Here is a 23,365-nt window from a genome sequence, read left to right as displayed (position 1 = left end):
GGGCCGCTTCCACTGGAGGAGGGGGCGATATGCAGAATTATCCGCCACTGTCACGCGCTTCAATCGTCCAAATAGAAGGCGCTTTTGCCGCCTGCTCGGCCGAGCGGCTGGCGTTGGCGCTGGTATTGTGGAACCCTGGCAACATGTGACGGAAGTTATTGTACCCGTCGTTGCCTTGCAAGCCAGGGTTTTGTTCTCTGGGTGCAACAGGCATGGAATAGATATGAAGCAGACCAGAATCGGGAGGCAAAGTGAAAACAGGCGGTATCGATAGCAGCAGGATCGAGGCGATGATCGCGCAACTGAAGTCGGCGGCCACGCGGCCGGAGGCGAAAATACCGGCGATCCAGACCGAGATGCCAGCGGCGAAGGTGAATTTTGCCGATGCCTTCAAGAGCGCGCTGGACTCCGTGAGCGGGGCGCAACAGGCTTCGTCGGCGCTGGGCCAGCGCTTTACCATGGGCGACGAAAAGGTCAGCCTGTCGGACGTGATGGTATCGATGCAAAAGTCGAGCATCGAATTCCAGGCGACGGTGCAGGTGCGTAACAAGCTCGTATCGGCGTATCACGAGATCATGAATATGCAGGTGTAAGTTATGACAACCCCAAGCGCAAGGGCCGGGATCGGACCTTAAGATCCGATCCCAGTCTTCGCTTTGGGTTAACTTAACTGAATATCAACCCAACCCCGCCATCCGTGCGTTTCTCTCACGTTCCAGCCGCGTGATATAGCGCTGCACGTGCGCCAGCATGCTGCGCGGCAGGTCGACGAACTGGCAGCCCAGGCGGCGGTTCAGCTTGTTGTTCAGCAGGGTCATGTCCAGCGAATTGCGAATTTGCAAAGTCGCGGTGACGATGCCGACGTCGGGCAAGTCGATGCGGCAGCCCGGATAGTCCCTGCCGATGGTTTCGCCCAGCATCAGTTTATTGTCGAGGATGGCGATGCCGCCGCAGCTGATGTCGGCCAGCGGGAACAGGGTGTCGGTGCCGCCCAGCGAGGGCGGCAGGGGAATCGCCACGCGCACGGGATTGCTCACGGGCGTCGTCATGCGGTAATACTCGCGCCGCTGCAAGCGGATCAGTGTTTCTGGAATGGCAATTTTCAAGGCGGGCGTGCCGCCGTAAGTGCATTCTTCCACGAGGGCGCTGGCAAACAGGATGCGGATCTTGTCGAGCGAGGTTTCAAACGAAATGCCGGTGGCGGCCACCATGCGCCGGTTCTGGTCGGCGTTCACGGAACGGTCGAGGATGACGGTATTGTGGTCGGCATCGACTTCCAGGATGGACGTGACGCACACATCGGATTCTCCGTGGATCAGCATGCGGATCAGCTGGTTTTTTTCGCTGATGCCGCGCAGCAAGGCGATGATTTCCCGCCGCGATTCCACTTCAAAATCATGCCAGTTTTCGAGGCCGGAATCCATAATATGTGCTTGCATTGATGCCTGTCTATGTATCGGTGAGGTTGACGCTGGTGTCGGGCGGCGGCGGGATCGGCCCGCCATTCGCAGATTCAATATGATATAACCAGGCCAGCAGTTCCGCAATCGCCCGATACAGGCCGGGCGGAATCTGGCGGTCCAGGTCGACATCCATCAGCAGCGCCACCAATTCCTTCGATTCATGCACGAACACGCCGTGTTCGCGCGCCGTGCTGATGATCTGGTCCGCGATCAGGCCGCTGCCCTTGGCCACCACCTTGGGCGCCGGCGTGCCGCTCTGGTAGGCCAGCGCGACGGCCGTCTGCGGCACCTTGCGCCTGGTGTCGTCAAGCATCGTCTTCTCCAGCGGCAGCGTCCGGCTTGCCGGCGATCGTCAACGACGACAACGGCCATCCCGCCGCGGCTAGCGACGCTTCGAGCCGCGCCGCATGCTGGCGCAATGTGTCCGCGCTACCTTCGCTGCCCGCTTGCATCTGGATGGACACTCTGCCGCCCTGCAAGACCACGTGCGCGGCCAGGTCGCCCAGCAGGGGGAACTGGAAGCGCACATTGCTGCGCCAGGCCGCCGCTTCCTCGTCGGCCTCCGTGCCAGCGTGCTGCTGTCCTTCCGGCGCATCGCGGCTGATATCCCACTGCATCTTCTGGCCGGGCCAAGCTTCGCCCTGCCACTGCACGCGCGCCTGCTCGTGCGTATGCAGCTGCAAATTGATCAGTTGCGCCGATGCCAAATCGGTGCCCGTCCTGGCCATGTCGCCCTGCGCCGCCTTCTGCATTTGCGGTTCCAGCAGCAGCGACGCCAGCGGGCGCTTGCCTTCGGCCCATTCCGCCACATGCGATTCATAGAACAGGCCGCTGCTGCCGACCGCGTCGCGCAGATTCTGGGCCACTTGCGCCGGAGCGGCGCCCGGCGTGGCCATCAGCGGCGTCTTGCCGACCAGGGACAGGGGCGCGCCGGGCACGCTTTCGGCTTGGCTGAGCACGGTGCTGATGGCGCGCGCGGTGGTGCTCAGCTCGGGCGCGGACGTGTCGCCTGCCAGGGCGGGCAGCAGGTTGGCGGGTGTCAGGGGCGCGCGGCTGAGCAGGGTGGCGGCCGTGCTGCTGGCGCGCGTGCCGGCCTGTGCGGCGCCTGCCTGGGGCGCGCGCATTTCTGCCTCGTCCGGTTCTGCCTCCGCGTCCGCATACGTCAGCAGGGGGCTGGCGGGCTGGTCGCGGTTATTGCCGATTTGAAAAGAGGGGCGGGGGTTGATGCCGATCAGGGTCAGCGGGATTTCCGTGCCCGGCTGGGCGCCGGCGGGCAGTTGCATGCGGGCCGGCGTGCCGGCCACGCGCACGAGGAAGCTGCCGTCGCCCATGCGGGCCAGCACCTGTCCCTGCATGGATTTGCCGATGAGTCCCTGCAGCGAGCGCTGGAACTCGGCCTGGCGCGGGTCGGCGACGGCATCGGCCACCCGCGTGGCCTTGACCGGGGTCAGGGGCGTCATGCCGATCGCATCCATCTTCGGCAACATGATAGCTGACCTTGCCCCGTGGACGTCTAGACGCCGTAGGCGTTGGCCAGGCGCCGCTCGGTGCCGGTGCTGTTGATCAGCTTGGACAATTGCGCCATCCACGGCATGGTCAAATCGCGGATCTTGCGGTCATCTTCCAGGATCTGCTTGATCAGGGCGACCTTGCGCTGGCGGCCGGCGCTTTCCAGCACGACTTTTTCTTCATTCGCCTTCAGCGCGGCCACATGCGCGCTGATGCGCTGTTCCAGCGCTTCGAGCTCATCCCAGTCGGCGTTGGTGGCGGCGGTCACCATCTGGCCCGTCAGGGTCTGCATGGCTTCGTAGGTGCTCAATACTTCTTGATTGGTCATCATGGGTCAGGCGCTCGCAAGGCTGGGCATACGTTTCAAATCGGCGCCGGGAATAGCGGCGGGCGTGGCGCCGATGGCGTTCCAGGTTTCGCGCAGGTCGGTCAGCAGGCGCTGCACTTCTTCGAGCAGGGCGATATCGTTGTGCAGATTTGCCATGAGCAGGCGCGCGCTCATGTATTCATACAGGGCGTCGAGGCCTTCGGCGATCTGGCCGCCCGCTTCCTTGTCCAGGCTGGCGCGCAAGCCATTGTCGATGATCTGGATGGCTTTCGAGATGGACCTGCCTTTTTCCGGCACATTGCCCGATTTCATGTGCATCTGCGCGCTGAGCACGGCCACCAGGGCGCCGTCGTACAGCATCACGATCAGCTTGTGCGGCGAGGCCGAGCCGATGCCCGTTTCCAGGCCGACCTTGGCATAGGCGTTGACGCCGCGTTGTTGGGTTCCAAACATGTCATTCTCCTGATGATGGCGCTTAACGGTTGGCGGCGATGGCGGCCAGCTGCTGGGTCAAGTAAGTTTGCGTGGACGTCAATCTGCTCAGCGTCACGTCGAGGCGAGAGTACTGGGCGCGGTAGCGCGTTTCGATGTCGGTCAGCTTCTCGCTGAACTTGTCGCGCTGCGTCGCGATGTTCTTGATTGTTTCGTTGAGGCCCTTGGAACGGTTGGTGATCATGCCGTCCGTGCCGAGGAAAGACGTGGCCAGATTATTCAGCTGGTAGGCATAGCCTTGCGAGAAGCTGACGGTGCCGCGCGCACCCGTGGTGCCGCCCGTCACTTCAATCTTCAAGCCCTCGGCCGGCGAACCGGCGGCGCCCGTCAGGGTCTGGCCGGAACCGATCACCGGTTGTCCGCCCAGCGTGCCGGCCACGTCCGCGCCCTTGACGGGCGTAGCGGCACCGAACAGGGCGCTTGGCGCCGTGCCCGTGCCCGTGCTGACGGCGATATTCGAGACGGAGCCATAGCGGCTTGACGCCAGCACCAGTTTGCCCGTTCCATCGATGGAGGCCGACACGGTGGCGCCGTTGTCGGCAAAGGACTTCACGCCGTTGATCGATGACTGGATCATCGAGGCCATCTGCGCAGGGGTGTAGGTGCCGGCAGGAATGACGACCTGGGCCGTGTTTTTGGCAGCGCTGGGCTCGGTATCGTTGAGCGTGATGCTCCAGGTGGTGTCGCTGGCAATCGTCGTGCTGGCCGGCAAGACGGCGGCCGAGGTAAGTGCCCCCTGGCTGGCCATCGTGGTGATCGTCAATTCATAGCTGCCGGGCTTGGTCGCGGCCGTCGAGCTGGTAAACGCCACGTTGCTGTCGGTGGCCTTGCCGAGCGCGGAAAACAGGCCGGCGATGTCGGTGAAGTTGGCGCTGATGGCTTTGTCGAGTTTGCTGGAATCCAGCGCCAGGCTGCCATCTTTTTGAAAGGAGATGCCAACCTGGCTCAAGGTGCTCAAGCTGCTGTTCAAGCCGGTAATCGGAGCGCCGATCTGCTTGCGCAGCTGGCTCTGGATCGATTGCGCGGTCGAGTCGCCCAGCAGCACGCCGCCCTTCTTGGTTTCCGGGTCATACGCCGTCATCTTGGCCATTGCCGTATTCAGGTCGTTATAGGCCTTGACGAAGGCATTGATGCTGGTCTTGACGGTAGAGGTATCTTTCTGCACCGACAAGCTGGTGCTGCCGACCTTGGCGATGCCCAGGGTCACGCCTTCGATGGCCGTATCGACGCTGTTCGACGCGCTGGTGATGGCGATGCCGTTGACGCTGAAGTTCGTGTTTTGCGCCGCGCTGTTCTGCTTCAGGTTTTGCGTGCCGCCCGCATCGTAGGACAGCAAGTCGTTCAGGGCACTGTCCGGGGGCAGGCCGTCGCTGCCGCTCAGCGAGATTTTCATGGACGAGTTGGCGCCCGTCTTCGACGAACTCAGGACCAGGTGGAAGGGCTTGTCCGTGCCGTCCGAGACGATGCTGGCCGTCACGCCCAGGCCCGCGTTATTGATGGCGTCGCGGATGCCTTGCAAAGTGTTGTTGGTGGCGTCGATCACCACCGTGCCCGTCGCCTGCGTGCCGTCCTGGGTAAAGCTGGTGTTCATGTAGGCGCCACCGGAGCCTGCCGTCAGTCCGGCGGCGGCCGGATTGCTGCCGGCGATGGTGATCGGGCTGGCATTGCCCGAGGCCAGGTTGATGGTGCTGGTGAGCGTCACGTTCGAGCCGTCATTGACCGAGTTCGAGGCATGGCCGATACCGCCCTTGACCGAGCCCGTCACCACTTCTTCGATGTTCAGGTTGGAGCCGTCGGCGCGCGTAAATTTCAGCGTGCCGTCGGCGGCCTTGCCGGTGACGGTGATGTTGGCCGCGGCCAGCGCATTCGAGACGGCATTCGGGCCTTCGAGCGTCGTGTCGAGCGAGGCGGCCGTGATGCCGCTGCCTGCGGCGACGCCGTTACCCTGGGTGACGATTTCGATGCCGCCCACCGACAGCGAATACGTGCCGTCCCCACCCGTTTCGATGTTGCCGAAGCCGCTGAACATGGTCGCGCTGCTTTCAGTCGGCTGGGCGGTGGCGGTCACGCCCGTGGTGCTGCTCTTGGCGTTGATGGCATCGGCCAGCGCGCGCGCGCTCTTGGTGCTGGCGTCCGTGGGGATGGCCGTGCCATTGAGGATCAGGGAGCCGTTGCTGATGCCCGTCTGCGCCGTGGTGGCGCCCAGGGCGGCACCCTTCAAGCCGAAGGTGCCGCCGGCTAGCGAACCGAGCTGGAAGGAAATCGTTGTCTTGCTGCCCGAGCCGATGGTCGACAGCTTGTTGGCCATGCCGCCCGACATCAGGGTTTGCGACTGGGCCAGCTGCGTGACATTGATGTTGTAGTTGCCGGCCACGGCCTTGGCGCCGGCGCTGGCCGTCAGCACGAGGGGATCGGCGGGCGTGGCACTGACGGCGCGGAAGTTGTTGGTGTTCGAGAGTGCCGACAGCGAACTCTGGAAGGTGCTGACGGCGCCGCTCAAGGTGCCCATGGCGCTGAGCTTGGCCTGGTAAGAGGCTGTTTTCTTGTCAAAAGTACCCAGCGGTGCCGCTTCGGCCGTCATCAGCTTGTCGATGATGGCATTCACATCCAGGCCGCTGGCGCCGGCGCCGATGCCGATGGATGATAGTGTAGGGGTGATGGCCACTGAGTACTCCTAGGAAAACGCTAATATAAGCTGTTATCGGCAGAATCAATCAGGACTTGAGAGGGGGATTTACCGCGCTGTTTTCAGCGGGCGCAAAAAATGGGGGAAGAGACAGGCAGATGTTGCTTGAGCTGCAATAAAAACGGGGCCGGATAGCCAGGCTATCGAGCCCCGTGGGCATGCTGATGCGTACTGTCACGATGCCGCATGTCCGTGTGCCATGCCATCGCTATGCGCTTTGACTGATCAGCGAGCCTTTGGCCGAGTCAAAGGTCTTGGCCAATTCCAGCGCTTCCCGGGTGGGAATCTGGCGCAGTACTTCCTTGGTTTCCTGGTCGATGACCTTGACGACGGTGCGCTGACTGTCTTCGTCGATGGAAAATTCCAGGCCTTGCGTCTTCATTTGCGACGACTGGTTCAGCTCCGATACCGCCTTGTTCAACTGTTCGCGGCTCGGTTCCTTGCTGGCTTGCTGTGGTGCAACCGTGTCGTTTTCCGTGATCGCGCGTGGCGCTGCCGGGCGCGCCGCCGACATGTCCGCAGACACATAACTCTTGTCCATCCTGGCCGCGGAGGCGGCCGCTATCGTGTCGATAGTCATGGTGCTCTCCTAGTGAAAATTCCCCTGCCGAAAAAATCCGGCAGGGGAATCAGAGTCCTACGCTGTTGCCTGGCTAATCGGAGATTAACCGCGCAGCAGGCTCAGGACGCCGTTCGGCAGCGAGTTCGCTTGCGCCAGCATGGCCGTACCAGCTTGTTGCAGGATCTGGCCGCGGGTCATGTTGGCCGTTTCCGATGCAAAGTCGGTATCGACGATGCGGCTGCGCGATGCGGACAGGTTTTCCGTGGTCGATTGCAGGTTCGAAATCGCCGACGAGAAGCGCGATTGCAAAGCACCGTACTGAGCGCGTTGGCCGTTCACCGTTGCCAGTGCTGCATCGGCAATTTTCAGTGCCAGCTGCGCGCCGTCAAACGTCGTCACGTCCAGGGTCGACACGGAGTTCAGGGTCGAACCTTGCGCCGTTGCTTTACCGATCGCCAGACCGGTGGTCGTGGTTTCCGTCACGGAGAAGCTGTTTTGCGAGTCGAAGGTCACGCGGCCGTTGACCGTGGCTGCATCTGCTGCGGTCTTGATGTCCTGCACAGCACCCTGCACCGTGCCGTTGGCTTTGTAGCCATCGACGTCAAACTTGGTGTTGGCCGTCGTGCCTTGCGTCAGGCCGATATTCTCGCCCGATGCATTGGTCAGCTTCATGCCCTTGTTGACGCTGTCGTACTGGGCGGTCACGCCGGTCTTTGCCGTTTGGGCATTGATGGCGTTGATGCCTGCAGCATAGTCGGCTGCGGTCGACGCGGTGCCGCTGACGGCGAACGACACGGTGACAGGCGCCGTGCTTGGGTTGTCCGACGTGATGGCAAACGAATACGATTCTGCGCCTAAGCTCAGGTTGACGTCCGTTTGTGCCGAGGCGGTTACGCCCGTTTTCGCCGTTTGGCTGTTGATGTCGGCGGCGACGGATTTGGCCGTGCTGCCTTTGACGCCGGCGGCGGCAGCCGTCGTATCGACGGTAGCGGTGCCGATGGAACCCGAAATCGTCAGCTTGCCGGCGGCTGCATTACCCAGTGCATCTTTCTTGACAGCCGAAGCATCGTTGGCGATACGGTTGTTGCCGTAGGTATTGGTCAGGAAGTTCGCGCCGCTGGCGGAAATCAGCTGATTGGCATCGGCGCCGACTTGGAAGTTGGCCGTACCCATGGTGCCGTCCAGCAGAGCCTGGCCGTTGAACGAGGTGGTTTGGGCGATACGGTTCAATTCCGAACCCAGTTGGCCTACCTCGGTTTGCAGCGCCTGACGGTCGCTCGACGAGTTGGTGGCGTTCGACGATTGCACGGCCAGTTCGCGGATACGTTGCAGGATGTCGCCCGAGCTTGCCAACGCGCCTTCAGCCGTTTGAGCCAGCGAAACGCCGTCGTTGGCATTACGGGTAGCTTGGGTCATGCCGCGGATTTGCGACGTCATACGGTCGGAAATTGCCAGACCGGCAGCGTCATCCTTGGCGCTGTTGATGCGCATACCGGACGACAAGCGTTGCAGCGAGGTGCTCAGGGCCGACTGCGAGGTCGACAGGTTGCGTTGCGAATTCAGGGACGAGATGTTGGTATTAATTACTGCAGCCATGATGTTTCTCCAAACAGGTACTACATTGCGCTATGTGCTAGTCACTTTGGCCTGCCCCGTTGTTCCGGGACAATCAAGCCGCTGTTGTTTAGGGTAACGGTTGCTCTGCGGGAAAATTTATGGCGAAAAGTGCTTTAAATTTTAATTTTTAGCCCTTCAGTTTGCCGCCGGCTGCGCGCTAGACGACATGATTTAAAGAAACTTGAGGGTAAAAATAGTTTTATTTTTATATGCTGCGGAGGCTGGCGGGCTGCCGGAGGGGGATGTGCGTTATTGTTTTTGCCATGAAAAATGCCGTCCGGCCAGGCAGCGGGACGGCATGCGGCGAGGTGGCAGGGTTCAGTCCGCCACCACCACGCGGTTCTTGCCCGTCTGCTTGGCCTGGTACATGGCGCGGTCGGCGCGTTTTACGAGTTCGGCCTGGTCTTCGTTGGGCAGGCGCAGGGCCACGCCGGCGGAGAAGGTGATCAGAACTTTCTCGTTGTCGTGCAGGAAGAAATGCCGGGTCAGCTCGCGCTGCAATCGCGTCATCGTCGACGAGGCCGCCTCGACCGTGGTTTCCGGCAGCAGGATGAGGAATTCCTCGCCGCCGAAGCGGGCGATGACGTCCATCGAGCGCAGGGTTTCCTTGACGATTTTTACCAGGTGTTTCAGCGCCGCATCGCCGGCCAGGTGGCCGTAGGTGTCGTTCAGGCGCTTGAAGTCGTCCAGGTCCAGCATGGCGATGCACAGCGGCGTGCCGCGGCGGTCGGAACGGGCCGTTTCGCGCTCGAACACGTCGTCCAGGCCACGGCGGTTCAGGCTGCCCGTCAGCTGGTCTTCCCGCACCAGTTCGCTCATATGCTGGAGTTTCGCTTCCAGCGTGTGGATGCGCTGTTCCGCATCCTGCACTTCCTGGCGCGCCAGCACCATCTTGTCGCGTGCGCGCAAGGCTTCGTTCTGCACCATGCGCGTTTCGCGCAGGACTTCGTCGAGAACGCTGTTCAGTTCGCTGATATTTTCCGCCTGGCTGATCTTTTCCGAATAGCCGCCGATCTTTTCATGGAAGTCGCCCGTGCTGGCTGCCACTTGCCCCAGGCGGTCGATGAAGGTCATCATCATGTTCTTGACCGTCAGCTTGACGTCGGACAGACTGTGCTTGAGCTGGCTTTGCTTGTAGATGACTTCCTTCAGGCTGCGCGTGGCGTCTTCCAGCGCGCGCTGGTCGAGCGGGCCGGCGATCAGGTTTTGCACGGCATCGACCTGGCCGCGCAGCCAGCTGTCGTCGTCGAGCAACTGGCTGACGTTGTCGAGCAGCAGCTTGAACAGGCGCAGCAGCAGTTCCTGCTGCTCGGCCGTGTCGCCGCTTTTCAGTTCGATCTGGTAGCACAGCTGCTTCAGGCGCAAGGCCGCTTCGTTCAGCGCTTCTTCCGTATGGGCCTGCTTGATGGCCGCGCCCAGCGATTCGGCTTCTTCCACCAGTGCGGGTGTGCCCGTCAGCAAGGTGGCGACGGCAAAGCCCAGGGTTCGGCTGAGCAATTCACGCAGGGTGCGCGTCTGTTCGCCGTCCGGCAGGGGCGGCAATTCGATGCCGCCGCCTTTCTTGACCTGTTTCTCCGCCAGTTGCGCCAGGGTGCGCGCATAGCTGTCCCAGTCGCGCGCCTTCAAGGCGCGCTGGAAACGCTTGCCAAAGTCGCCCAGTTCGCCCGCCGATTCGCTCATCTTGGCGGCGAATTGCGTCAGCACGTTTTCCGCGCCACTTTCCGTCGGTGCGCTGGCGGCCAGCACCGCTCCCGGCGCAGCTGGCGTCTCGGCCGGTTCGCTGATGCCGGCGATTTCATTGTAGATATCGCGGTAGGCGCTCGGCGTCGGGGCGATGCGGCGCGTGGCCAGGCGGCGAAACGCTTCGCGGGCGATATCGGCCGGGTTCATCGCGGCGGCGGCGGTATTCGTGGCGCCAGCGGGAGCGCTTGCTGGTGAAGATGGCAATTTACTGGACATGTAGGCACAGCCTTTTCAGATATTTCTCATTATCCCCATGATATGCGAGTTGGCAAAGAACTTATTGTGCGAGAAGCAAGGAGAAGTCCTGTCAATTCGCCCGATGCCAGCGGGCATGCCGCTTTGCCGTCAATCCACCAGCTGGTTGCGGATGGCGTAGTGCGTCAGTTCGGCGCTGTTCTTGAGTTTCATCTTGACCAGCAAGCGGGCGCGGTATTCGCTGACGGTTTTCACGGACAATTTCAGTTCTTCGGCGATGGCGCCCACGGCCTTGCCCGAGGCGATCATGACCAGGGTCTGGTACTCGCGGTCCGACAAGGTGTCGTGCAAGGCCGTTTCGTGGTCTTCGCCCACCGTGTTGGCCAATTCCTGCGCCAGCGAGGCGCTGATGTATTTCAAGCCCTGCGCCACCTGGCGGATGGCCGTGACCAGCTCGCGCGGCGCGCTCTGTTTCGTCAGGTAGCCGGCCGCGCCCGCCTTGAGCGAACGGATGGCGTACTGGTCTTCGCGGTGCATGGACAGCATCAGCACGGCCAGTTCCGGTTTTTCCTTCTTGATCTGCTTGAGCACCTCGATGCCGCTGCGGTCGGGCAGGGAGATGTCGAGCAGCAATACCTGGCATTTCGAGCCGCGGAACAGTTTGATGGCGTCGTGGCCATTTTCGGCTTCGCCGGCCACGATGATGTCCTTCGTGTCGGCGAGGATTTGCTTCAAGCCTTCGCGCACGATCGCGTGATCGTCGGCGATGAATACCCGGATGGTGGCTTTTTCTTTCATGACTGCGTTGTTTCCTATCTAATTCACCCACTAGGCCGCGTCTGGCGGCGGCCCGCTGTGCGCTGGCGCACTGGCTGCAGCCGCTATTATCGCCTCTCGCGGGGTGGTCAGCCGGATTTTTATGCTCAGGATGGTGCCGCCATCGGGCCCATCCATCAGGCTCAGGGTGCCGCCCAGCGCGCTGGCCCTTTCAGCCATGCCGCGGATGCCGAACGATTGCGGCTTGGCGCGGTCGGACAGGCGCATGCCGACGCCATTGTCGGCGATCGACAGGCTGATATGCTGGCGCTGCCGGGCCAGGCGCACGCTGACCTTGCTTGCCTGCGCATGCTTGGCGATATTCGTCAGCGCCTCCTGGGCGATGCGGAACAGGCTCGTTGCCTGGTCCAGTTCCAGTTCGATGTGCTGGCGGTTCGAAATGAACTGGCATTCGATGCCGGCCTGGCGCGCGAATTCCTTGACTTGCCAGTCCAGCGCGGCGACCAGGCCCAGGTCCAGCATGGAGGGGCGCAAGTCCAGCGAAATGCGGTGCACGGCGTCGATGCTGCGGTCGACCAGGGCATCGACATAGTCGGCTTTTTCCTGCAGTTGCGGGTCGTCCGGCGGCAGGCGGCGCGCCAGCATGGCCAAGGCCATCTTGATGGCCGTCAAATTGCCGCCCAGGTCATCGTGCAATTCGCGCGCCAGGCGCGTGCGTTCGTGTTCCTTGACCTTGTCGATATGCGCCGTCAGCTCGGCCAGGCGGGCGCGCGACTGGCGCACTTCGATCTGCTCGAGCCGGCTTTCCGTGATATTCGTCATGATGCCTTCCCACTGCACCGTGCCGTCGGCCAGCGCGCGCGGCGTGGAGCGCAGGTTGATCCATTTGACGTCCTTCCAGGCGTCGATCCAGATGCGGCCTTCCCAGTTCCAGCTCCACAAGGCGGTTTTTGACGCTTGCATCGACTCCAGATACGAGGCGCGGTCGTCGGCCAGGATCAACTGGTAGAACAGTTCCGGGCGCGCGTGCAGCTGTGCCGGGCTCAGACCCAGCAGGGCCTGGCAACCGTCGCTCAGGTAGGCAAAGGACGCCCGTCCATCCGCATGCAGGCAGAACTGGTACACGAGGCCCGGCGTGTTCGACACGATGGCGTTGAAGCGCGACTGCACCTGCGCCAGGGCGGCGGCAGTCGCTTGCGGCGTGCGCAAGTCTTCGCCTTCGGCCAGGATCAGGGAGCGCCCTTGGCGGCTGGCGCGCGACAACTGCAGGCTGAGCGAATACAGGCTGCCATCGCGGCGGCGCTGCTGCACGTGCAGCCGGGCTTGCGCGCCGATGCTGTCGTCCAGGGTGGCCAGCACGGCGGCCAGTTGCTGCGCGTCGAGCTGCGGCGCCAGGGTGAAGGGCGTCATCGCCAGCAATTGCTTGCGCGCATACTGCAAGTTGTCGCAGGCGGCATCGTTGGCGTCCAGCAATTGCAAGCTGGCCGCATCAAACAGGTAGATTTCCGGCGCCGCCGCGCGCAGGGCGGGCGCCAGCCGGGGCGTGTCGTGCATGGAGTTGCCTTTCTTCATCAGCGGCGGGCGCGCCAGAAGGCGGCGAAGCGGCGCAGGACCCTGGCCGGGCGCGAATTATGGCGCCCTGGCGTGCCCTTGCGCAAGCGTTGCCACCAGGCACGACGGGCGCGGCCCAGCGCGGCCGACAGGCGGCTGACCCGCCGCCATGGCCGCGTGGCGCGCAGGCGGGCGATCCAGCGGTCCTTGGTTTCCATGAACAAGCCATGCCAGCGCGCAAACCACGGCAAGGTCAACAGGGTAGGGCGCGTCAGGCTGTACAGGCGCGCCACGGCGGCCGCGCCGCCCAGCTTGGCGATGACGATCACGCCAATGCCGGAAAACGCATGGCCGCGCGCGATCGCCAGCAGGGCCAGCAGCTTGACGGGAAACAGCAGCACGGCCGGCAGCACGAAGATGGCCAGCGCCCAGTACGGCGGCAGGCGCTTGATCCATGCTTCGAGCGCATGCAGGGGCGGAAATTGCGCGATCACCTGCATGATGCGCGCGCCCGTGGCCCACAGCCATTCTTCGATCAGCAGGAAGATGGCGGCCAGGTAGACCAGCGGCGCGAACAGCCAGCGCCTGACTCTGTAGAATTTTTTCATCCGTCTCCGTGTGCGGTGCAGGTTTGCCGCGATTGCCACGATGATACGTCAAAAAAGCCCGCCTGCCCCCGCATCCCGTGTGCCTGCGGCTCCCCGGCGGGGCTACAATAGACAGATGAATAAAGCCTTTGTAAAAGAATCGGACAACGACGACGATGAAGAAGCGGCCGCGCTGGCGCTGGCCATTCCCGCCGGCGCCAAGAACTACATCACGCCGGCCGGTTACCAGCGCATCAAGGAAGAGCTGCTGCAGCTGATCGACGTCGACCGTCCGGAAGTGGTGCGCATCGTCCATTGGGCGGCGTCGAATGGCGACCGTTCGGAAAATGGTGACTACATCTACGGCAAGCGCCGACTGCGCGAAATCGACCGCCGCATCCGCTTCCTCACCAAGCGCATGGACCTGGCCGCCATCGTCGACCCCAGCGTGCACCATGGCAACGACCAAGTGTTTTTCGGCGCCACCGTCAAATATCGCACGGAAGATGGCGAAACGCACACCATCACCATCGTCGGCATCGACGAGTTCGATCCCCTGAACGGCAAGATCAGCTGGGTCTCGCCCATGGCCCGCACCATCACCAAGGCGCGTGAAGGCGATGTGATCACCCTCAATACGCCGCTGGGCGAGCAGGAACTGGAATTGCTGGAAGTGACATATCCGGCGCCGGCGGACATTTGACGTGATGTGATCGGCATGAAAAAACGGCTGGGCAGAGAATCTGGCCAGCCGTTTTTTTAATTGCGTTCGCGCAGGATGCGGTTGACGCCCGCGACGCGGCGCACATTGCGCAGCAGGGCGGCAAGGTGGACGCGGTCCTTGACCTGCACGGTGAAGCGCAGCTGGTCGAGGACGTTGTCCTTGTCTTCGTCCATGCCCACATAGATGATGTTGGCGTCGGATTCGCCGATTTCGGCGGCGACTCTGGCCAGGATGCCCCGTTCGCTGTTGATCAGCACCTTGATGCGGCAGTCGAAACGGCGGTTCAGTTCGGTTCCCCAGCGCACGGCGATCCAGCGGTCCGGTTCCTTGGCGCGCTGGCGTTTCGCTTGCGAGCAGTCGCTGGTGTGCACGAGCAAGCCCTGGTCGCGGCGCAGTTGGCCGATGATCTGGTCGCCTGGGATCGGCAAACAGCATGGCGCCAGTTGCACGGAGACGCCTTCGCTGCCGCAGATGGTGACAGGGTCGAGCTCGCTGCCGCTGTTGTGTTCCACAGGCATGCTGGCCGCTTCGCCGCCGATCAGGCCGAAGATGTGGCGCGCCACCAGGGTGGCCATGCGCTTGCCGATGCCGATGTCCGCGTACAGCTCGTCCATGGAATTGGCGCTCGATTCGTTGAGCAGGCGTTCGACCAATGGCGCTTGCAGGCCGGCGTCGATGTTCAGGGTGTGCAGCGCCTGCGACAGCAACTGCTGGCCCAGGGCGATCGATTCGGGCAGGTTGATCGTGCGCAAATGGTGGCGGATGGCCGAACGGGCCTTGCCGGTGCGCACGAACGACAGCCACGTCGGGCTGGGGCGCGACGAGGAATCCGTAATGATTTCCACGATGTCGCCATTGTGTAGCTCGGTGCGCAGGGGCGAGGTTTCGTTGTTGATCTTGACGGCCACGGTCTGGTCGCCGATGCCCGTGTGGATCGAGTAGGCGAAGTCGATGGCCGTGGCGCCGCGCGGCAGGGCGATGATCTTCGACTTCGGCGTAAACACGTAGACGGAATCGGGGAACAGGTCGACCTTGACGTGTTCGAGGAATTCGGCCGAGTCGCCCGTCTGCTGCTGGATGTCGAGCAGGGATTGCAGCCACGCATGGGTGCGCTGCTGCAGGTCGGACGGGTTCGATTCGCCGCTCTTGTAGAGCCAGTGCGCCGCCACGCCGGACTCGGCCGTGCGGTGCATTTCCTGCGTGCGGATCTGGAATTCCACGGGCGTGCCGTAGGGACCGATGACGGTCGTGTGCAGCGACTGGTAGCCGTTCAGCTTGCGGATCGCGATGTAATCCTTGAACTTGCCCGGCATCGGCTTGTACAGGCTGTGCAGGGTGCCCAGGGTCACGTAACAGTCGGCAAAGCTGCTCACCACGACGCGGAAACCGTACACGTCCAGCACTTGCGAGAACGACAAATGCTTGCTGCGCATCTTTTTATAGATGTCGTACAGGGTCTTTTCGCGGCCCGTGACGTCGGCTTCAAGCTCGGCCATGGACAAGGTGCTTTTCACCGCTTCCATGATCTTGTTGACCACTTCGCGCCGGTTGCCGCGCGCCGCCTTGACGGCTTTCGCCAGCGTGCGGTAGCGCATCGGGTACAGGTGCGAGAACGACAGGTCCTGCAGTTCGTGGTAGATGTTGTTCAGGCCGAGGCGGTGCGCGATCGGCACGTACACTTCCATGGTCTCGCTGGCGATGCGGCGCTTTTTTGCCGCCGTCATGAAGTCCAGCGTACGCATATTGTGCAGGCGGTCGGCCAGCTTGATCAGGATCACGCGCACGTCGGAGGCCATGGCCAGCAGCATCTTGCGGAAGTTTTCCGCTTGGGCTTCGATCTGGCTCTGGAATTCGATCTTTTCCAGCTTCGACAGGCCGTCGACCAGGTGTGCCACCGGCGCGCCGAAGCGCTCGATCAATTCATCCTTCTTGACGTCCTGGTCTTCCATCACGTCATGCAGCAGGGCGGCCATGATGGCTTGCGCGTCGAGCTTCCAGTCGGCGCAGATTTCGGCGACGGCGATCGGGTGCGAGATATACGGCTCGCCCGAGCGGCGCATCTGGCCCAGGTGCATTTCGTCGGAGAAGCGGTAGGCTTCCTTGACTTTTTTCAGGTCGGCGGGAGACAGGTATTCGGCCAGCTTGTCGGCCAGGTGGCTGACGGAGGCCACGCCGAGGGCGGGCGCTGGCGGTACTGCGGGGGTGTTGCTGCCGGACGTGCCGGCGCCGGGCGCGGAAGCGCCCTGCGGTTTTGCCGCCTGGCGCGGGGCCAGGGGCGGCAGTGCTGCGGAAGTCGTGTCGGCTGGGGTCAGACTCATAAAACGTCGCGTTGCTTCACAGTGTGAATAAAGGATACGGTAGAACCAGGGGTCAGCACTGTTCCGGCACGCGGGTTCCCAATTACATCGGGACCTTTTTCAGCATTTCGATGCCGACTTTACCGGCAGCGATTTCACGCAGTGCGACAACGGTAGGCTTGTCCTTGGCTTCCACCTTAGGGGTGTGGCCTTGCAACAACTGACGTGCGCGATAAGTCGCAGCCAGGGTCAGCTGGAAACGGTTAGGGATCTGCTTCAGGCAATCTTCGATTGTGATACGGGCCATAGTAACTCCTAAATTTGTGTGCGTGGTGCTGTGTGAACTGGCGTGCAGAGACGATTATTCTGCGTGCAGGCCCAGCTGGGCGAATAGCGATGCGTTGCGGGCCGCTTGTTGCGCAAACCGGCAACGGGCCGCTCTCACGATCGCGCTCAGTTCGGACAAAGCGACCGTAAACTCTTCATTGATAATAACATACTCGAACTCGGGAGCGTGTGCGATTTCGCCGCCGGCCGCCAGCAGGCGACGCGTGATCACGTGCGGCTCGTCCTGGCCGCGCTTGTTCAAGCGTTCTTCCAGTGCATCGATCGACGGCGGCAGGATGAAAATACCGGCCGCGCGGGGGAATTGCTTGCGTACTTGTCGCGCGCCCTGCCAGTCGATTTCCAGCAGGATGTCGGTGCCGGCGGCCATTTGCTGTTCCACCATGATGCGCGAGGTGCCGTAGTAATTGCCATGCACTTCCGCCCATTCCAAGAACTCGCCCTGGTCGGCACGCGCGACAAAGTCTTCCGCCGTCGTGAAATAGTACTCGCGGCCGTGCTGCTCGCCCGGACGGGGGGCGCGCGTGGTGGTCGAGATCGACAGCTTGATGCCGGGCTCTTGCGCCAGCAATGCATTGACCAGTGTCGATTTGCCGGCGCCCGATGGCGCGGCGACCACGAACAGGCTGCCGGAGAAGGCGGTAGGGTGGCTCATGCGGATCTTTCCATATACGTGTGATGGCGGCGTGTGCGCTGCATGGGTGCCGCCCAATTCGGTATTTTACCAAGAGGCAAGGCGGCGAGCCAGCCCTGCGATGCGCCTTGCCGCCAGGCATGCGCATATTTTGCTTGTTATCTTGAAGAAATGGTTATCTAATTTGGAATGCTTTTTTCTTGATAACTATTTGCCGACAGGATGCGCGCATGAAAAATTTCCCGTTTCTCAGTGTTGCCCAGGCCATGTTGCTGCTGCGCGTGGCCATCGCCGTGATGTTCATGGCGCACGCCATCACGCGCATCGCCAACGGCACCATTCCCCGCTTTGCCGGTTTCCTGGAAGACAAGGGGTTTATCTGTGGCCTGGCCGTCGTGTGGGCGATTACCGTCGTCGAGATCGTTTGCGGCAGTTTGCTCATCGCCGGCAAATACACGCGCTGGGCGGCGGCCGGGCTGATGGTGATCTGCGTCGGCGGCATCGCCCTCGTGCATGCGGCCAAGGGCTGGTTCGTGGGCGAACATGGCGCCGGCGGCGTGGAATACAGCATCGTGCTGTTTGTCGCCTGCGTCGTCATCGCCGCCAGCGACAGGGGGCGCGCCGGAGCGCGCCTGGCCTGAGGCGGAGCGCTTATTCCAGGTTCTGCACCTGTTCGCGCATTTGCTCGATCAGCAGCTTCAAGTCCATCGAGGCGTCGGCCAGTTCCTTGACGGACGCCTTGGCGCCCAAGGTATTGGCTTCGCGGTTCAGTTCCTGCATCATGAAGTCGAGGCGCTTGCCCACTTGCCCGCCCTTGGTGAGGATGTGGCGCGTTTCGCCCAGGTGGGCCGACAGGCGCGCCAGTTCTTCCGACACGTCGATGCGGATGCCGTACAAAATCACTTCCTGGCGGATGCGTTCCATGGCGTCCTGGCGCGACAGTGCCGAATTCGAGCCCTGGCTGGCCAGGCCCAGCGCATCCTGCATGCGCTCGATGGCTTTTTGCTGGAACGCCGCCACCACTTGCGGAATCAATGGCGTGATGCGCTTGACGATGGCTTCCATCGCTTCGATGCGCGATACGAGCACGGCTTCGAGCGCCGCGCCTTCGCGCTTGCGGCTGTCGACGAAGGCGGCCACGGTGCGCTTGGTCAGCGCGCCCACGTCCGCCTGCAAGGACTCTTGTCCCACTTGCGCTTCTTCGATGACGCCAGGCCAGCGCAGCAGTTCGGCCACCGTCATGACGGGGGCGGAGACAAAATGCTGGCCCACTTCGGCTTGCAGGCGCGCCAGTTCCGTCAGCAGGGGCAGGTTCAGCGCCTGCGTGCCGTTTGTGGCGGCCTTGCGGCCAAAGCTCAGGCGTACCTCGACTTTGCCGCGCGTGATGGCGGACATGACGGCGGCGCGCAAGTCGGGCTCCAGGGCCCGCAGATCGTCGTTGATCCGGAATTGCAGGTCGAGAAAGCGCGAGTTGACGCTCTTGATTTCAATTGTCAGTGTGCCTGCAGCACCTTCGCTGGTGGCAACCGCGTAGCCTGTCATGCTTGAAATGCTCAAAGGATTCCCCGATTTGATCTTGTATACAGTCACTTATACACTTAATCAGCCAGCGCAGGCAATACCGCCCGCGCCGCAAAACAGACCGAAGAGCACGATGGCCTGAAAATTGCTGAATAGTGTGCGTTTTACGGCATTGTAAAGAAAATTGTGTTTGGCGGGGCAGGATTGTAGGGATCATGTGTGCGCCGCCCGCCATTGCGCCCTGCGCTGTTGCATGACTGCAAATGGACGGGCGCGCGGTGGTAGAATCGCTGCCGCAACCCCAATCACACAGGACATCCCCATGACATTCGAATCCCGCCCGAGCGGCCGCGCCGTCGACGCGTTGCGCGCCATCCGCATCACCCGCCAGTACACCAAGCATGCCGAAGGCTCGGTGCTGATCGAGTGCGGCGACACCAAGGTCATCTGCACCGCCAGTATCGAAGACAAGGTGCCTGGTTTCCTGAAGGGCAAGGGCCAGGGCTGGTTGACGGCCGAGTACGGCATGCTGCCCCGCTCGACGCACACGCGCATGGACCGCGAAGCGGCGCGCGGCAAGCAGTCGGGCCGCACGCAGGAAATCCAGCGCCTGATCGGCCGCTCGCTGCGCGCCGCCTTCGATTTGCAGGCGTTCGGCGAACGCACCCTGCACCTCGATTGCGACGTCATCCAGGCCGACGGCGGCACGCGCACGGCCTCGATCACGGGCGCCATGGTGGCCGCGTATGACGCGTTTTCCCAGCTGCAGGCGCGCGGTGCGATTGCCGCCATCCCCGTGAAAAGCTTTGTCGCCGCCATCTCGGTGGGCGTCTACCAGGGCATGCCGGTGCTGGACCTGGACTACGTGGAAGACTCGGGCTGCGACACGGACATGAACGTGGTGATGACGGAAGCGGGCCACTTCATCGAAGTGCAGGGCACGGCCGAAGGCGCCGCGTTCGACCGCGCCGGAATGAACCGTTTGCTGGACCTGGCGCAAGGCGGCATCGCCGACCTGATCGCCCTGCAAAAGCAAGCCCTCGGCATTTAATCTTTACACAGATTTACATGTCATTGCCCGCCGCGCCGGGCAAAAAGCTCACACCTGCCGCTTCTTGCGGCAGCGGCGTGGCAAGGTGAGGGGAGCGCAAAAGGTTTACAATGTCGGCACTTCAACCGGACTACTGACATGACCCAACGCCTCATCCTCGCCTCCAATAACGCCGGCAAGCTCAAGGAATTCAACGAGCTGCTCTCGACCATCGGTTTTTCCGTCCATGCCCAGGGCGAGTATGACGTCCCGGAAAGCGACGAGCCGTTCCACACCTTCGTTGAAAACGCCCTGCAAAAGGCGCGCCACGCGTCGCGCCTGACAGGTTTGCCGGCGCTGGCCGACGATTCGGGCGTGTGCGTCAATGCGCTGGGCGGCGCGCCGGGCGTGTACTCGGCCCGCTATGCGGGCGAGCCGAAATCGGATGCGGCCAACAGCGCCAAGCTGATCGCCGACCTCGAGGCGCATGCCGACAAGTCCGCGTATTACTACTGCGTGCTGGTGTACGTGCGCCATGCGGACGACCCGCAGCCGGTGATCGCCGACGGCCGCTGGAATGGCGAAATGGTCCAGGCGCCGCGCGGCAACGGCGGCTTCGGCTACGATCCGCATTTCTTCATTCCCGCGCTGGGCAAGTGCGCGGCCGAACTGACGTCCGATGAAAAGAACGCGCTGTCGCACCGTGGCCAGGCCCTGCGCGCGCTGGTGGAAAAGCTGCGATGATCCCGATCAAACTGGTGGGCGCCGTTGCCAAGTCGGCAGCCAGGCCCGGTGCCGCTCCCGCGCCGCAGGAAGGCATTTCCGGCGCGGCCGGGGCGGCCCTGAAATACCTGCAGCCGGGCGCGCTGAACCTGACGGCGCTGCCGCCGCTGTCGCTGTACATCCATTTCCCGTGGTGCGTGAAAAAATGCCCGTATTGCGACTTCAATTCGCACGAGGTGCGCGGCGACTTGCCGGAAGCGGAATATCTGGCCGCCCTGCGGCTGGACCTGGAAATGGCGCTGCCGCTGATCTGGGGCCGCAAGATCCACACGATTTTCATCGGCGGCGGTACGCCCAGCCTGATGTCGGCGGCGGGTCTGGACCGCCTGATGTCGGACGTGCGCACCTTGCTGCCACTGGAGCCCGATTGCGAAATCACCATGGAAGCCAATCCGGGCACCTTTGAAGCGGAAAAATTCAAGTCCTACCGGGCCAGCGGCATCAACCGTTTGTCGATCGGCATCCAGAGCTTCAATGGCCGCCATTTGCAGGCGCTGGGGCGCATCCACGACGATAACGAGGCGCGCCGCGCGGTGGAGATCGCGCACGCCAACTTCGACAACTTCAATCTCGACCTGATGTACGCGCTGCCCACGCAAACCCTGGCCGAGGCGCGGCAGGACCTGGAAACGGCGCTGGCGTTCGCGCCGCCGCACCTGTCGCTGTATCACCTGACCCTGGAGCCGAACACCCTGTTCGCCAAGTATCCGCCCGTGCTGCCGGACGACGACGAGAGCGCCGACATCGCCGACATGGTGGCCGCGCGCGCCGCGCAGGCCGGTTATGGCCGCTACGAAGTGTCGGCTTATGCGCAGCCGGGCCGCCAGGCAAAGCACAACCGCAATTACTGGGAATTCGGCGACTACCTGGGCATCGGCGCGGGCGCGCATTCGAAGATCTCGTTCCCGCACCGCGTGCTGCGCCAGGCTCGCTACAAGCAGCCGCGCGCCTACATGGACGCGGTACTGGCCGGTAACCCGGTGCAGGAAGAGCGCGAACTGGCGCGCGAGGAAATGGGTTTTGAATTCATGCTCAATACCCTGCGCCTGACGCAGGGCTTTGCGCCGAACCTGTTCGCCGAGCGCACGGGCCTGGCCCTCAACGCCATCGAGCAGCCGCTGAATGCCGCCGAAGCGAAAGGCTTGCTGTACCGCGACCACCAGGTCATCCGCCCGACGGAACGGGGATTGTGCTTCCTGAACGATTTGCAGCAGATGTTCCTGGAAGATTAATGCGTGGTGACGGCGCGCAGGCGCTGCAGCTTGGCCGCATAGAGCGTGTGGTCGCCGCGCGTGGTGCTGTTGCTCATCGCCAGTTCCAGCTGCTTGCCGGCCTGCTCCAGCTGGCCCAGGCGCGCATAGGCTTGCGCCAGCCAGAAGTGGAATTCGTGGTAGTACGGGTCGCGCGCGATTTCACGTGAAAACAGCTGTATCGCCCGCACGTAATCGTTTTGCTGCATGGCCGCCTTGCCCAGGTTGAAGTAATGGAAGGGCGGCTGCGGCTGCAGCGCCAGCAGGCGCCGGCGCAGCGGCAGCGCTTCATCGGGCAGGCCGGACGCTTCCAGCGCCTGTGCCAGGTTCGACAGCAGCACCGTGTTGTCCGGCGCGCGTATCAGCGCATGGGCGAGCGTGCGCCGCGCCGCGGCCAGGTCGCCATGGCGGAACTGGATCACGCCCAGGGTGTTGTAGGCGCCGCTGAACGAGGGATCTTGCAGCAGTGCGGCCCGGGCCCACCAGTACGCCTGGTCCAGCTGGCCCTCGCTCATGGTTTCGGCGGCGCGGTTGTTCATGTACATGGCGAGCACGGTCGCTTCGCTGATTTCGCGCGTACGGTAGCCCGCTACGTCGCCGGACGGCAGGAAGTCGATCACCAGCATGCCCTTGGTATCGTAGTTATTCCGGTTTTCGCCCAGGCGCTGGCCCAGCACCAGGTTGACGTGGCCGGCGACAAAATACATGTCGCCGCTGCGGCTCCAGCTTTCCTCGCCCAGCACCTCCTGGTAGCGTACCTGCAAACCCAATTCATGCGCCAGCGCCGCCGTCATGATCACCAGCGACAGGCAGTTGCCCTGGCGCGCGGCAAATGTTTCGCGCGCATTGCGGGTCATGGCCGCATCGTATTCGAGTTTCAGCCTGCTCTTGTCGTACAGGGCGTCATAGAGCGCCGCGCGGTTATTCTTGTTGCGCGCCTCGCGCCGCACTTGCGTGCCCACATACTGGCGCATGGTCTCGTCGATGGCAAAGACCTGGCTGGCGTCGATGGCGGCGGACGGCGCGAAATCGCTGTCGTTGAAGATGGGGGGCAGGCTGGCGGGCGGTGCTACGCTGCAAGCCGCCAAAGCGCCGCAGAGCAGGGCGGCGCCCAGATGCTTGAAACAACGGGCGGAAACAAGATAGGGGCGCATGGTCTCTCCCTGGAGGCGCCGGCTGTCTCATGTCGCGGTGGCGCGCCAGTCCCACCTGAAACCAGTATCGGCGCGCCTGGCGCCGCTGTCAAATAGTTTCAAGCGCCTTGCCGCCGC

At 62.8% G+C, this 23,365-nt stretch carries 24 protein-coding genes; 6 read left to right on the top strand and 18 right to left on the bottom strand.

Annotated elements, in window-relative coordinates:
• Positions 1 to 37: 37 nt before the first annotated feature.
• Complete coding sequence (locus GYK42_RS29095; protein ID WP_205711481.1) at positions 38 to 394, bottom strand: hypothetical protein; 357 nt, start codon at positions 392 to 394, stop codon at positions 38 to 40.
• On the opposite strand from GYK42_RS29095, the gene fliE reads away from it, so the two are divergent.
• Positions 291 to 593, top strand: coding sequence for a flagellar hook-basal body complex protein FliE (fliE, locus tag GYK42_RS19415; RefSeq protein WP_205711475.1), 303 nt, complete (start codon positions 291 to 293; stop codon positions 591 to 593). The genes GYK42_RS29095 and fliE overlap by 104 nt on opposite strands.
• Before the next feature lie 84 nt (positions 594 to 677).
• Here fliE and GYK42_RS19410 read toward each other — a convergent pair whose 3' ends face one another.
• The 12 genes from GYK42_RS19410 to GYK42_RS19355 all read right to left on the bottom strand — a co-directional run bounded on the left by GYK42_RS19410 (position 678) and on the right by GYK42_RS19355 (position 13,531).
• On the bottom strand, positions 678 to 1,424 hold the full coding sequence (locus GYK42_RS19410; RefSeq protein WP_166448835.1) for a flagellar brake protein: 747 nt from the start codon (positions 1,422 to 1,424) through the stop codon (positions 678 to 680).
• A gap of 25 nt (positions 1,425 to 1,449) precedes the next feature.
• Positions 1,450 to 1,776 carry an EscU/YscU/HrcU family type III secretion system export apparatus switch protein gene (locus tag GYK42_RS19405; RefSeq protein ID WP_034787205.1) on the bottom strand — a complete coding sequence of 109 codons (327 nt, stop codon included), beginning with the start codon at positions 1,774 to 1,776 and terminating at the stop codon, positions 1,450 to 1,452.
• A complete protein-coding gene (locus GYK42_RS19400; RefSeq protein ID WP_166448834.1) occupies positions 1,769 to 2,950 on the bottom strand; it encodes a flagellar hook-length control protein FliK in 1,182 nt (393 codons plus the stop codon). Before GYK42_RS19400 ends, GYK42_RS19405 begins: the two co-directional genes overlap by 8 nt.
• 26 nt (positions 2,951 to 2,976) lie before the next feature.
• Positions 2,977 to 3,303, bottom strand: coding sequence for a flagellar protein FliT (locus GYK42_RS19395; protein WP_166448833.1), 327 nt, complete (start codon positions 3,301 to 3,303; stop codon positions 2,977 to 2,979).
• Between the two features lie 3 nt (positions 3,304 to 3,306).
• A complete protein-coding gene (fliS, locus tag GYK42_RS19390; RefSeq protein ID WP_166448832.1) occupies positions 3,307 to 3,753 on the bottom strand; it encodes a flagellar export chaperone FliS in 447 nt (148 codons plus the stop codon).
• Positions 3,754 to 3,775: 22 nt separating this feature from the next.
• On the bottom strand, positions 3,776 to 6,457 hold the full coding sequence (gene fliD / locus GYK42_RS19385; protein WP_346768125.1) for a flagellar filament capping protein FliD: 2,682 nt from the start codon (positions 6,455 to 6,457) through the stop codon (positions 3,776 to 3,778).
• A 229-nt stretch (positions 6,458 to 6,686) separates the two neighbouring features.
• Complete coding sequence (locus tag GYK42_RS19380) at positions 6,687 to 7,058, bottom strand: flagellar protein FlaG (RefSeq protein WP_166448831.1); 372 nt, start codon at positions 7,056 to 7,058, stop codon at positions 6,687 to 6,689.
• Between the two features lie 84 nt (positions 7,059 to 7,142).
• A complete protein-coding gene (locus tag GYK42_RS19375; protein ID WP_166448830.1) occupies positions 7,143 to 8,636 on the bottom strand; it encodes a flagellin in 1,494 nt (497 codons plus the stop codon).
• A gap of 339 nt (positions 8,637 to 8,975) precedes the next feature.
• Positions 8,976 to 10,547: a diguanylate cyclase gene (locus tag GYK42_RS19370; RefSeq protein WP_046685911.1), complete on the bottom strand. Its 1,572-nt coding sequence runs from the start codon at positions 10,545 to 10,547 to the stop codon at positions 8,976 to 8,978.
• A 198-nt stretch (positions 10,548 to 10,745) separates the two neighbouring features.
• Complete coding sequence (locus GYK42_RS19365) at positions 10,746 to 11,393, bottom strand: response regulator (RefSeq protein ID WP_034753998.1); 648 nt, start codon at positions 11,391 to 11,393, stop codon at positions 10,746 to 10,748.
• Between the two features lie 30 nt (positions 11,394 to 11,423).
• Positions 11,424 to 12,926, bottom strand: a complete 1,503-nt coding sequence (locus GYK42_RS19360; protein ID WP_240943671.1) for a sensor histidine kinase — start codon at positions 12,924 to 12,926, stop codon at positions 11,424 to 11,426.
• A 17-nt stretch (positions 12,927 to 12,943) separates the two neighbouring features.
• Positions 12,944 to 13,531: a hypothetical protein gene (locus tag GYK42_RS19355; RefSeq protein ID WP_058049029.1), complete on the bottom strand. Its 588-nt coding sequence runs from the start codon at positions 13,529 to 13,531 to the stop codon at positions 12,944 to 12,946.
• A 115-nt stretch (positions 13,532 to 13,646) separates the two neighbouring features.
• Between GYK42_RS19355 and greB the strand changes: the two genes are divergently transcribed.
• Positions 13,647 to 14,213: a transcription elongation factor GreB gene (gene greB / locus GYK42_RS19350; RefSeq protein WP_166448829.1), complete on the top strand. Its 567-nt coding sequence runs from the start codon at positions 13,647 to 13,649 to the stop codon at positions 14,211 to 14,213.
• Between the two features lie 56 nt (positions 14,214 to 14,269).
• On the opposite strand, the gene GYK42_RS19345 is transcribed toward greB, so the two are convergent.
• The 3 genes from GYK42_RS19345 to gmk all read right to left on the bottom strand — a co-directional run bounded on the left by GYK42_RS19345 (position 14,270) and on the right by gmk (position 17,531).
• Positions 14,270 to 16,552, bottom strand: coding sequence for a RelA/SpoT family protein (locus GYK42_RS19345; protein WP_166448828.1), 2,283 nt, complete (start codon positions 16,550 to 16,552; stop codon positions 14,270 to 14,272).
• Positions 16,553 to 16,634: 82 nt separating this feature from the next.
• The gene (gene rpoZ, locus GYK42_RS19340; protein WP_010400723.1) at positions 16,635 to 16,838 is read right to left on the bottom strand and encodes a DNA-directed RNA polymerase subunit omega; all 204 of its coding nucleotides are present in this window, start codon (positions 16,836 to 16,838) and stop codon (positions 16,635 to 16,637) included.
• Positions 16,839 to 16,892: 54 nt separating this feature from the next.
• Positions 16,893 to 17,531 carry a guanylate kinase gene (gene gmk, locus GYK42_RS19335; RefSeq protein WP_080753685.1) on the bottom strand — a complete coding sequence of 213 codons (639 nt, stop codon included), beginning with the start codon at positions 17,529 to 17,531 and terminating at the stop codon, positions 16,893 to 16,895.
• Between the two features lie 209 nt (positions 17,532 to 17,740).
• On the opposite strand from gmk, the gene GYK42_RS19330 reads away from it, so the two are divergent.
• Positions 17,741 to 18,151 carry a DoxX family protein gene (locus GYK42_RS19330; RefSeq protein WP_046685907.1) on the top strand — a complete coding sequence of 137 codons (411 nt, stop codon included), beginning with the start codon at positions 17,741 to 17,743 and terminating at the stop codon, positions 18,149 to 18,151.
• A gap of 10 nt (positions 18,152 to 18,161) precedes the next feature.
• Here GYK42_RS19330 and GYK42_RS19325 read toward each other — a convergent pair whose 3' ends face one another.
• Entirely contained in the window at positions 18,162 to 19,052 is an 891-nt protein-coding gene (locus GYK42_RS19325) for a YicC/YloC family endoribonuclease (RefSeq protein ID WP_046685906.1), read from the bottom strand.
• A 301-nt stretch (positions 19,053 to 19,353) separates the two neighbouring features.
• Here GYK42_RS19325 and rph point away from each other — a divergent pair, with 301 nt between their 5' ends.
• From rph to hemW, 3 genes are all read left to right on the top strand, one after another.
• Positions 19,354 to 20,082 (top strand): ribonuclease PH, encoded by a 729-nt coding sequence (rph, locus tag GYK42_RS19320; protein ID WP_034787067.1) that lies wholly within the window; start codon positions 19,354 to 19,356, stop codon positions 20,080 to 20,082.
• A 138-nt stretch (positions 20,083 to 20,220) separates the two neighbouring features.
• The gene (gene rdgB / locus GYK42_RS19315) at positions 20,221 to 20,805 is read left to right on the top strand and encodes an RdgB/HAM1 family non-canonical purine NTP pyrophosphatase (RefSeq protein ID WP_166448827.1); all 585 of its coding nucleotides are present in this window, start codon (positions 20,221 to 20,223) and stop codon (positions 20,803 to 20,805) included.
• Positions 20,802 to 22,076: a radical SAM family heme chaperone HemW gene (hemW, locus tag GYK42_RS19310; RefSeq protein WP_166448826.1), complete on the top strand. Its 1,275-nt coding sequence runs from the start codon at positions 20,802 to 20,804 to the stop codon at positions 22,074 to 22,076. Before rdgB ends, hemW begins: the two co-directional genes overlap by 4 nt.
• On the opposite strand, the gene GYK42_RS19305 is transcribed toward hemW, so the two are convergent.
• A complete protein-coding gene (locus GYK42_RS19305) occupies positions 22,073 to 23,248 on the bottom strand; it encodes a tetratricopeptide repeat protein (protein WP_166448825.1) in 1,176 nt (391 codons plus the stop codon). The two genes, hemW and GYK42_RS19305, sit on opposite strands and share 4 nt — an antisense overlap.
• Positions 23,249 to 23,365: the final 117 nt, after the last annotated feature.

This window comes from Janthinobacterium lividum, from assembly GCF_011601275.1.
Classification (GTDB): domain Bacteria; phylum Pseudomonadota; class Gammaproteobacteria; order Burkholderiales; family Burkholderiaceae_D; genus Janthinobacterium; species Janthinobacterium lividum_E.
Note: the sequence above shows the minus strand (reverse complement) of the source record. Positions and strands in the feature narration are given on the sequence as shown.

What these genes read in the sequence shown, in the direction of transcription:
- fliE (WP_205711475.1), top strand. Translation starts at nt 291, where the DNA reads ATGATCGCGCAACTGAAGTCGGCGGCCACGCGGCCGGAGGCGAAAATA.
- GYK42_RS19410 (WP_166448835.1), bottom strand. Translation starts at nt 1,424, where the DNA reads ATGGATTCCGGCCTCGAAAACTGGCATGATTTTGAAGTGGAATCGCGG.
- GYK42_RS19405 (WP_034787205.1), bottom strand. Translation starts at nt 1,776, where the DNA reads ATGCTTGACGACACCAGGCGCAAGGTGCCGCAGACGGCCGTCGCGCTG.
- GYK42_RS19400 (WP_166448834.1), bottom strand. Translation starts at nt 2,950, where the DNA reads ATGTTGCCGAAGATGGATGCGATCGGCATGACGCCCCTGACCCCGGTC.
- GYK42_RS19395 (WP_166448833.1), bottom strand. Translation starts at nt 3,303, where the DNA reads ATGATGACCAATCAAGAAGTATTGAGCACCTACGAAGCCATGCAGACC.
- fliS (WP_166448832.1), bottom strand. Translation starts at nt 3,753, where the DNA reads ATGTTTGGAACCCAACAACGCGGCGTCAACGCCTATGCCAAGGTCGGC.
- GYK42_RS19380 (WP_166448831.1), bottom strand. Translation starts at nt 7,058, where the DNA reads ATGACTATCGACACGATAGCGGCCGCCTCCGCGGCCAGGATGGACAAG.
- GYK42_RS19375 (WP_166448830.1), bottom strand. Translation starts at nt 8,636, where the DNA reads ATGGCTGCAGTAATTAATACCAACATCTCGTCCCTGAATTCGCAACGC.
- GYK42_RS19370 (WP_046685911.1), bottom strand. Translation starts at nt 10,547, where the DNA reads ATGAACCCGGCCGATATCGCCCGCGAAGCGTTTCGCCGCCTGGCCACG.
- GYK42_RS19365 (WP_034753998.1), bottom strand. Translation starts at nt 11,393, where the DNA reads ATGAAAGAAAAAGCCACCATCCGGGTATTCATCGCCGACGATCACGCG.
- GYK42_RS19360 (WP_240943671.1), bottom strand. Translation starts at nt 12,926, where the DNA reads ATGCACGACACGCCCCGGCTGGCGCCCGCCCTGCGCGCGGCGGCGCCG.
- GYK42_RS19355 (WP_058049029.1), bottom strand. Translation starts at nt 13,531, where the DNA reads ATGAAAAAATTCTACAGAGTCAGGCGCTGGCTGTTCGCGCCGCTGGTC.
- greB (WP_166448829.1), top strand. Translation starts at nt 13,647, where the DNA reads ATGAATAAAGCCTTTGTAAAAGAATCGGACAACGACGACGATGAAGAA.
- GYK42_RS19345 (WP_166448828.1), bottom strand. Translation starts at nt 16,552, where the DNA reads ATGAGTCTGACCCCAGCCGACACGACTTCCGCAGCACTGCCGCCCCTG.
- rpoZ (WP_010400723.1), bottom strand. Translation starts at nt 16,838, where the DNA reads ATGGCCCGTATCACAATCGAAGATTGCCTGAAGCAGATCCCTAACCGT.
- gmk (WP_080753685.1), bottom strand. Translation starts at nt 17,531, where the DNA reads ATGAGCCACCCTACCGCCTTCTCCGGCAGCCTGTTCGTGGTCGCCGCG.
- GYK42_RS19330 (WP_046685907.1), top strand. Translation starts at nt 17,741, where the DNA reads ATGAAAAATTTCCCGTTTCTCAGTGTTGCCCAGGCCATGTTGCTGCTG.
- GYK42_RS19325 (WP_046685906.1), bottom strand. Translation starts at nt 19,052, where the DNA reads ATGACAGGCTACGCGGTTGCCACCAGCGAAGGTGCTGCAGGCACACTG.
- rph (WP_034787067.1), top strand. Translation starts at nt 19,354, where the DNA reads ATGACATTCGAATCCCGCCCGAGCGGCCGCGCCGTCGACGCGTTGCGC.
- rdgB (WP_166448827.1), top strand. Translation starts at nt 20,221, where the DNA reads ATGACCCAACGCCTCATCCTCGCCTCCAATAACGCCGGCAAGCTCAAG.
- hemW (WP_166448826.1), top strand. Translation starts at nt 20,802, where the DNA reads ATGATCCCGATCAAACTGGTGGGCGCCGTTGCCAAGTCGGCAGCCAGG.
- GYK42_RS19305 (WP_166448825.1), bottom strand. Translation starts at nt 23,248, where the DNA reads ATGCGCCCCTATCTTGTTTCCGCCCGTTGTTTCAAGCATCTGGGCGCC.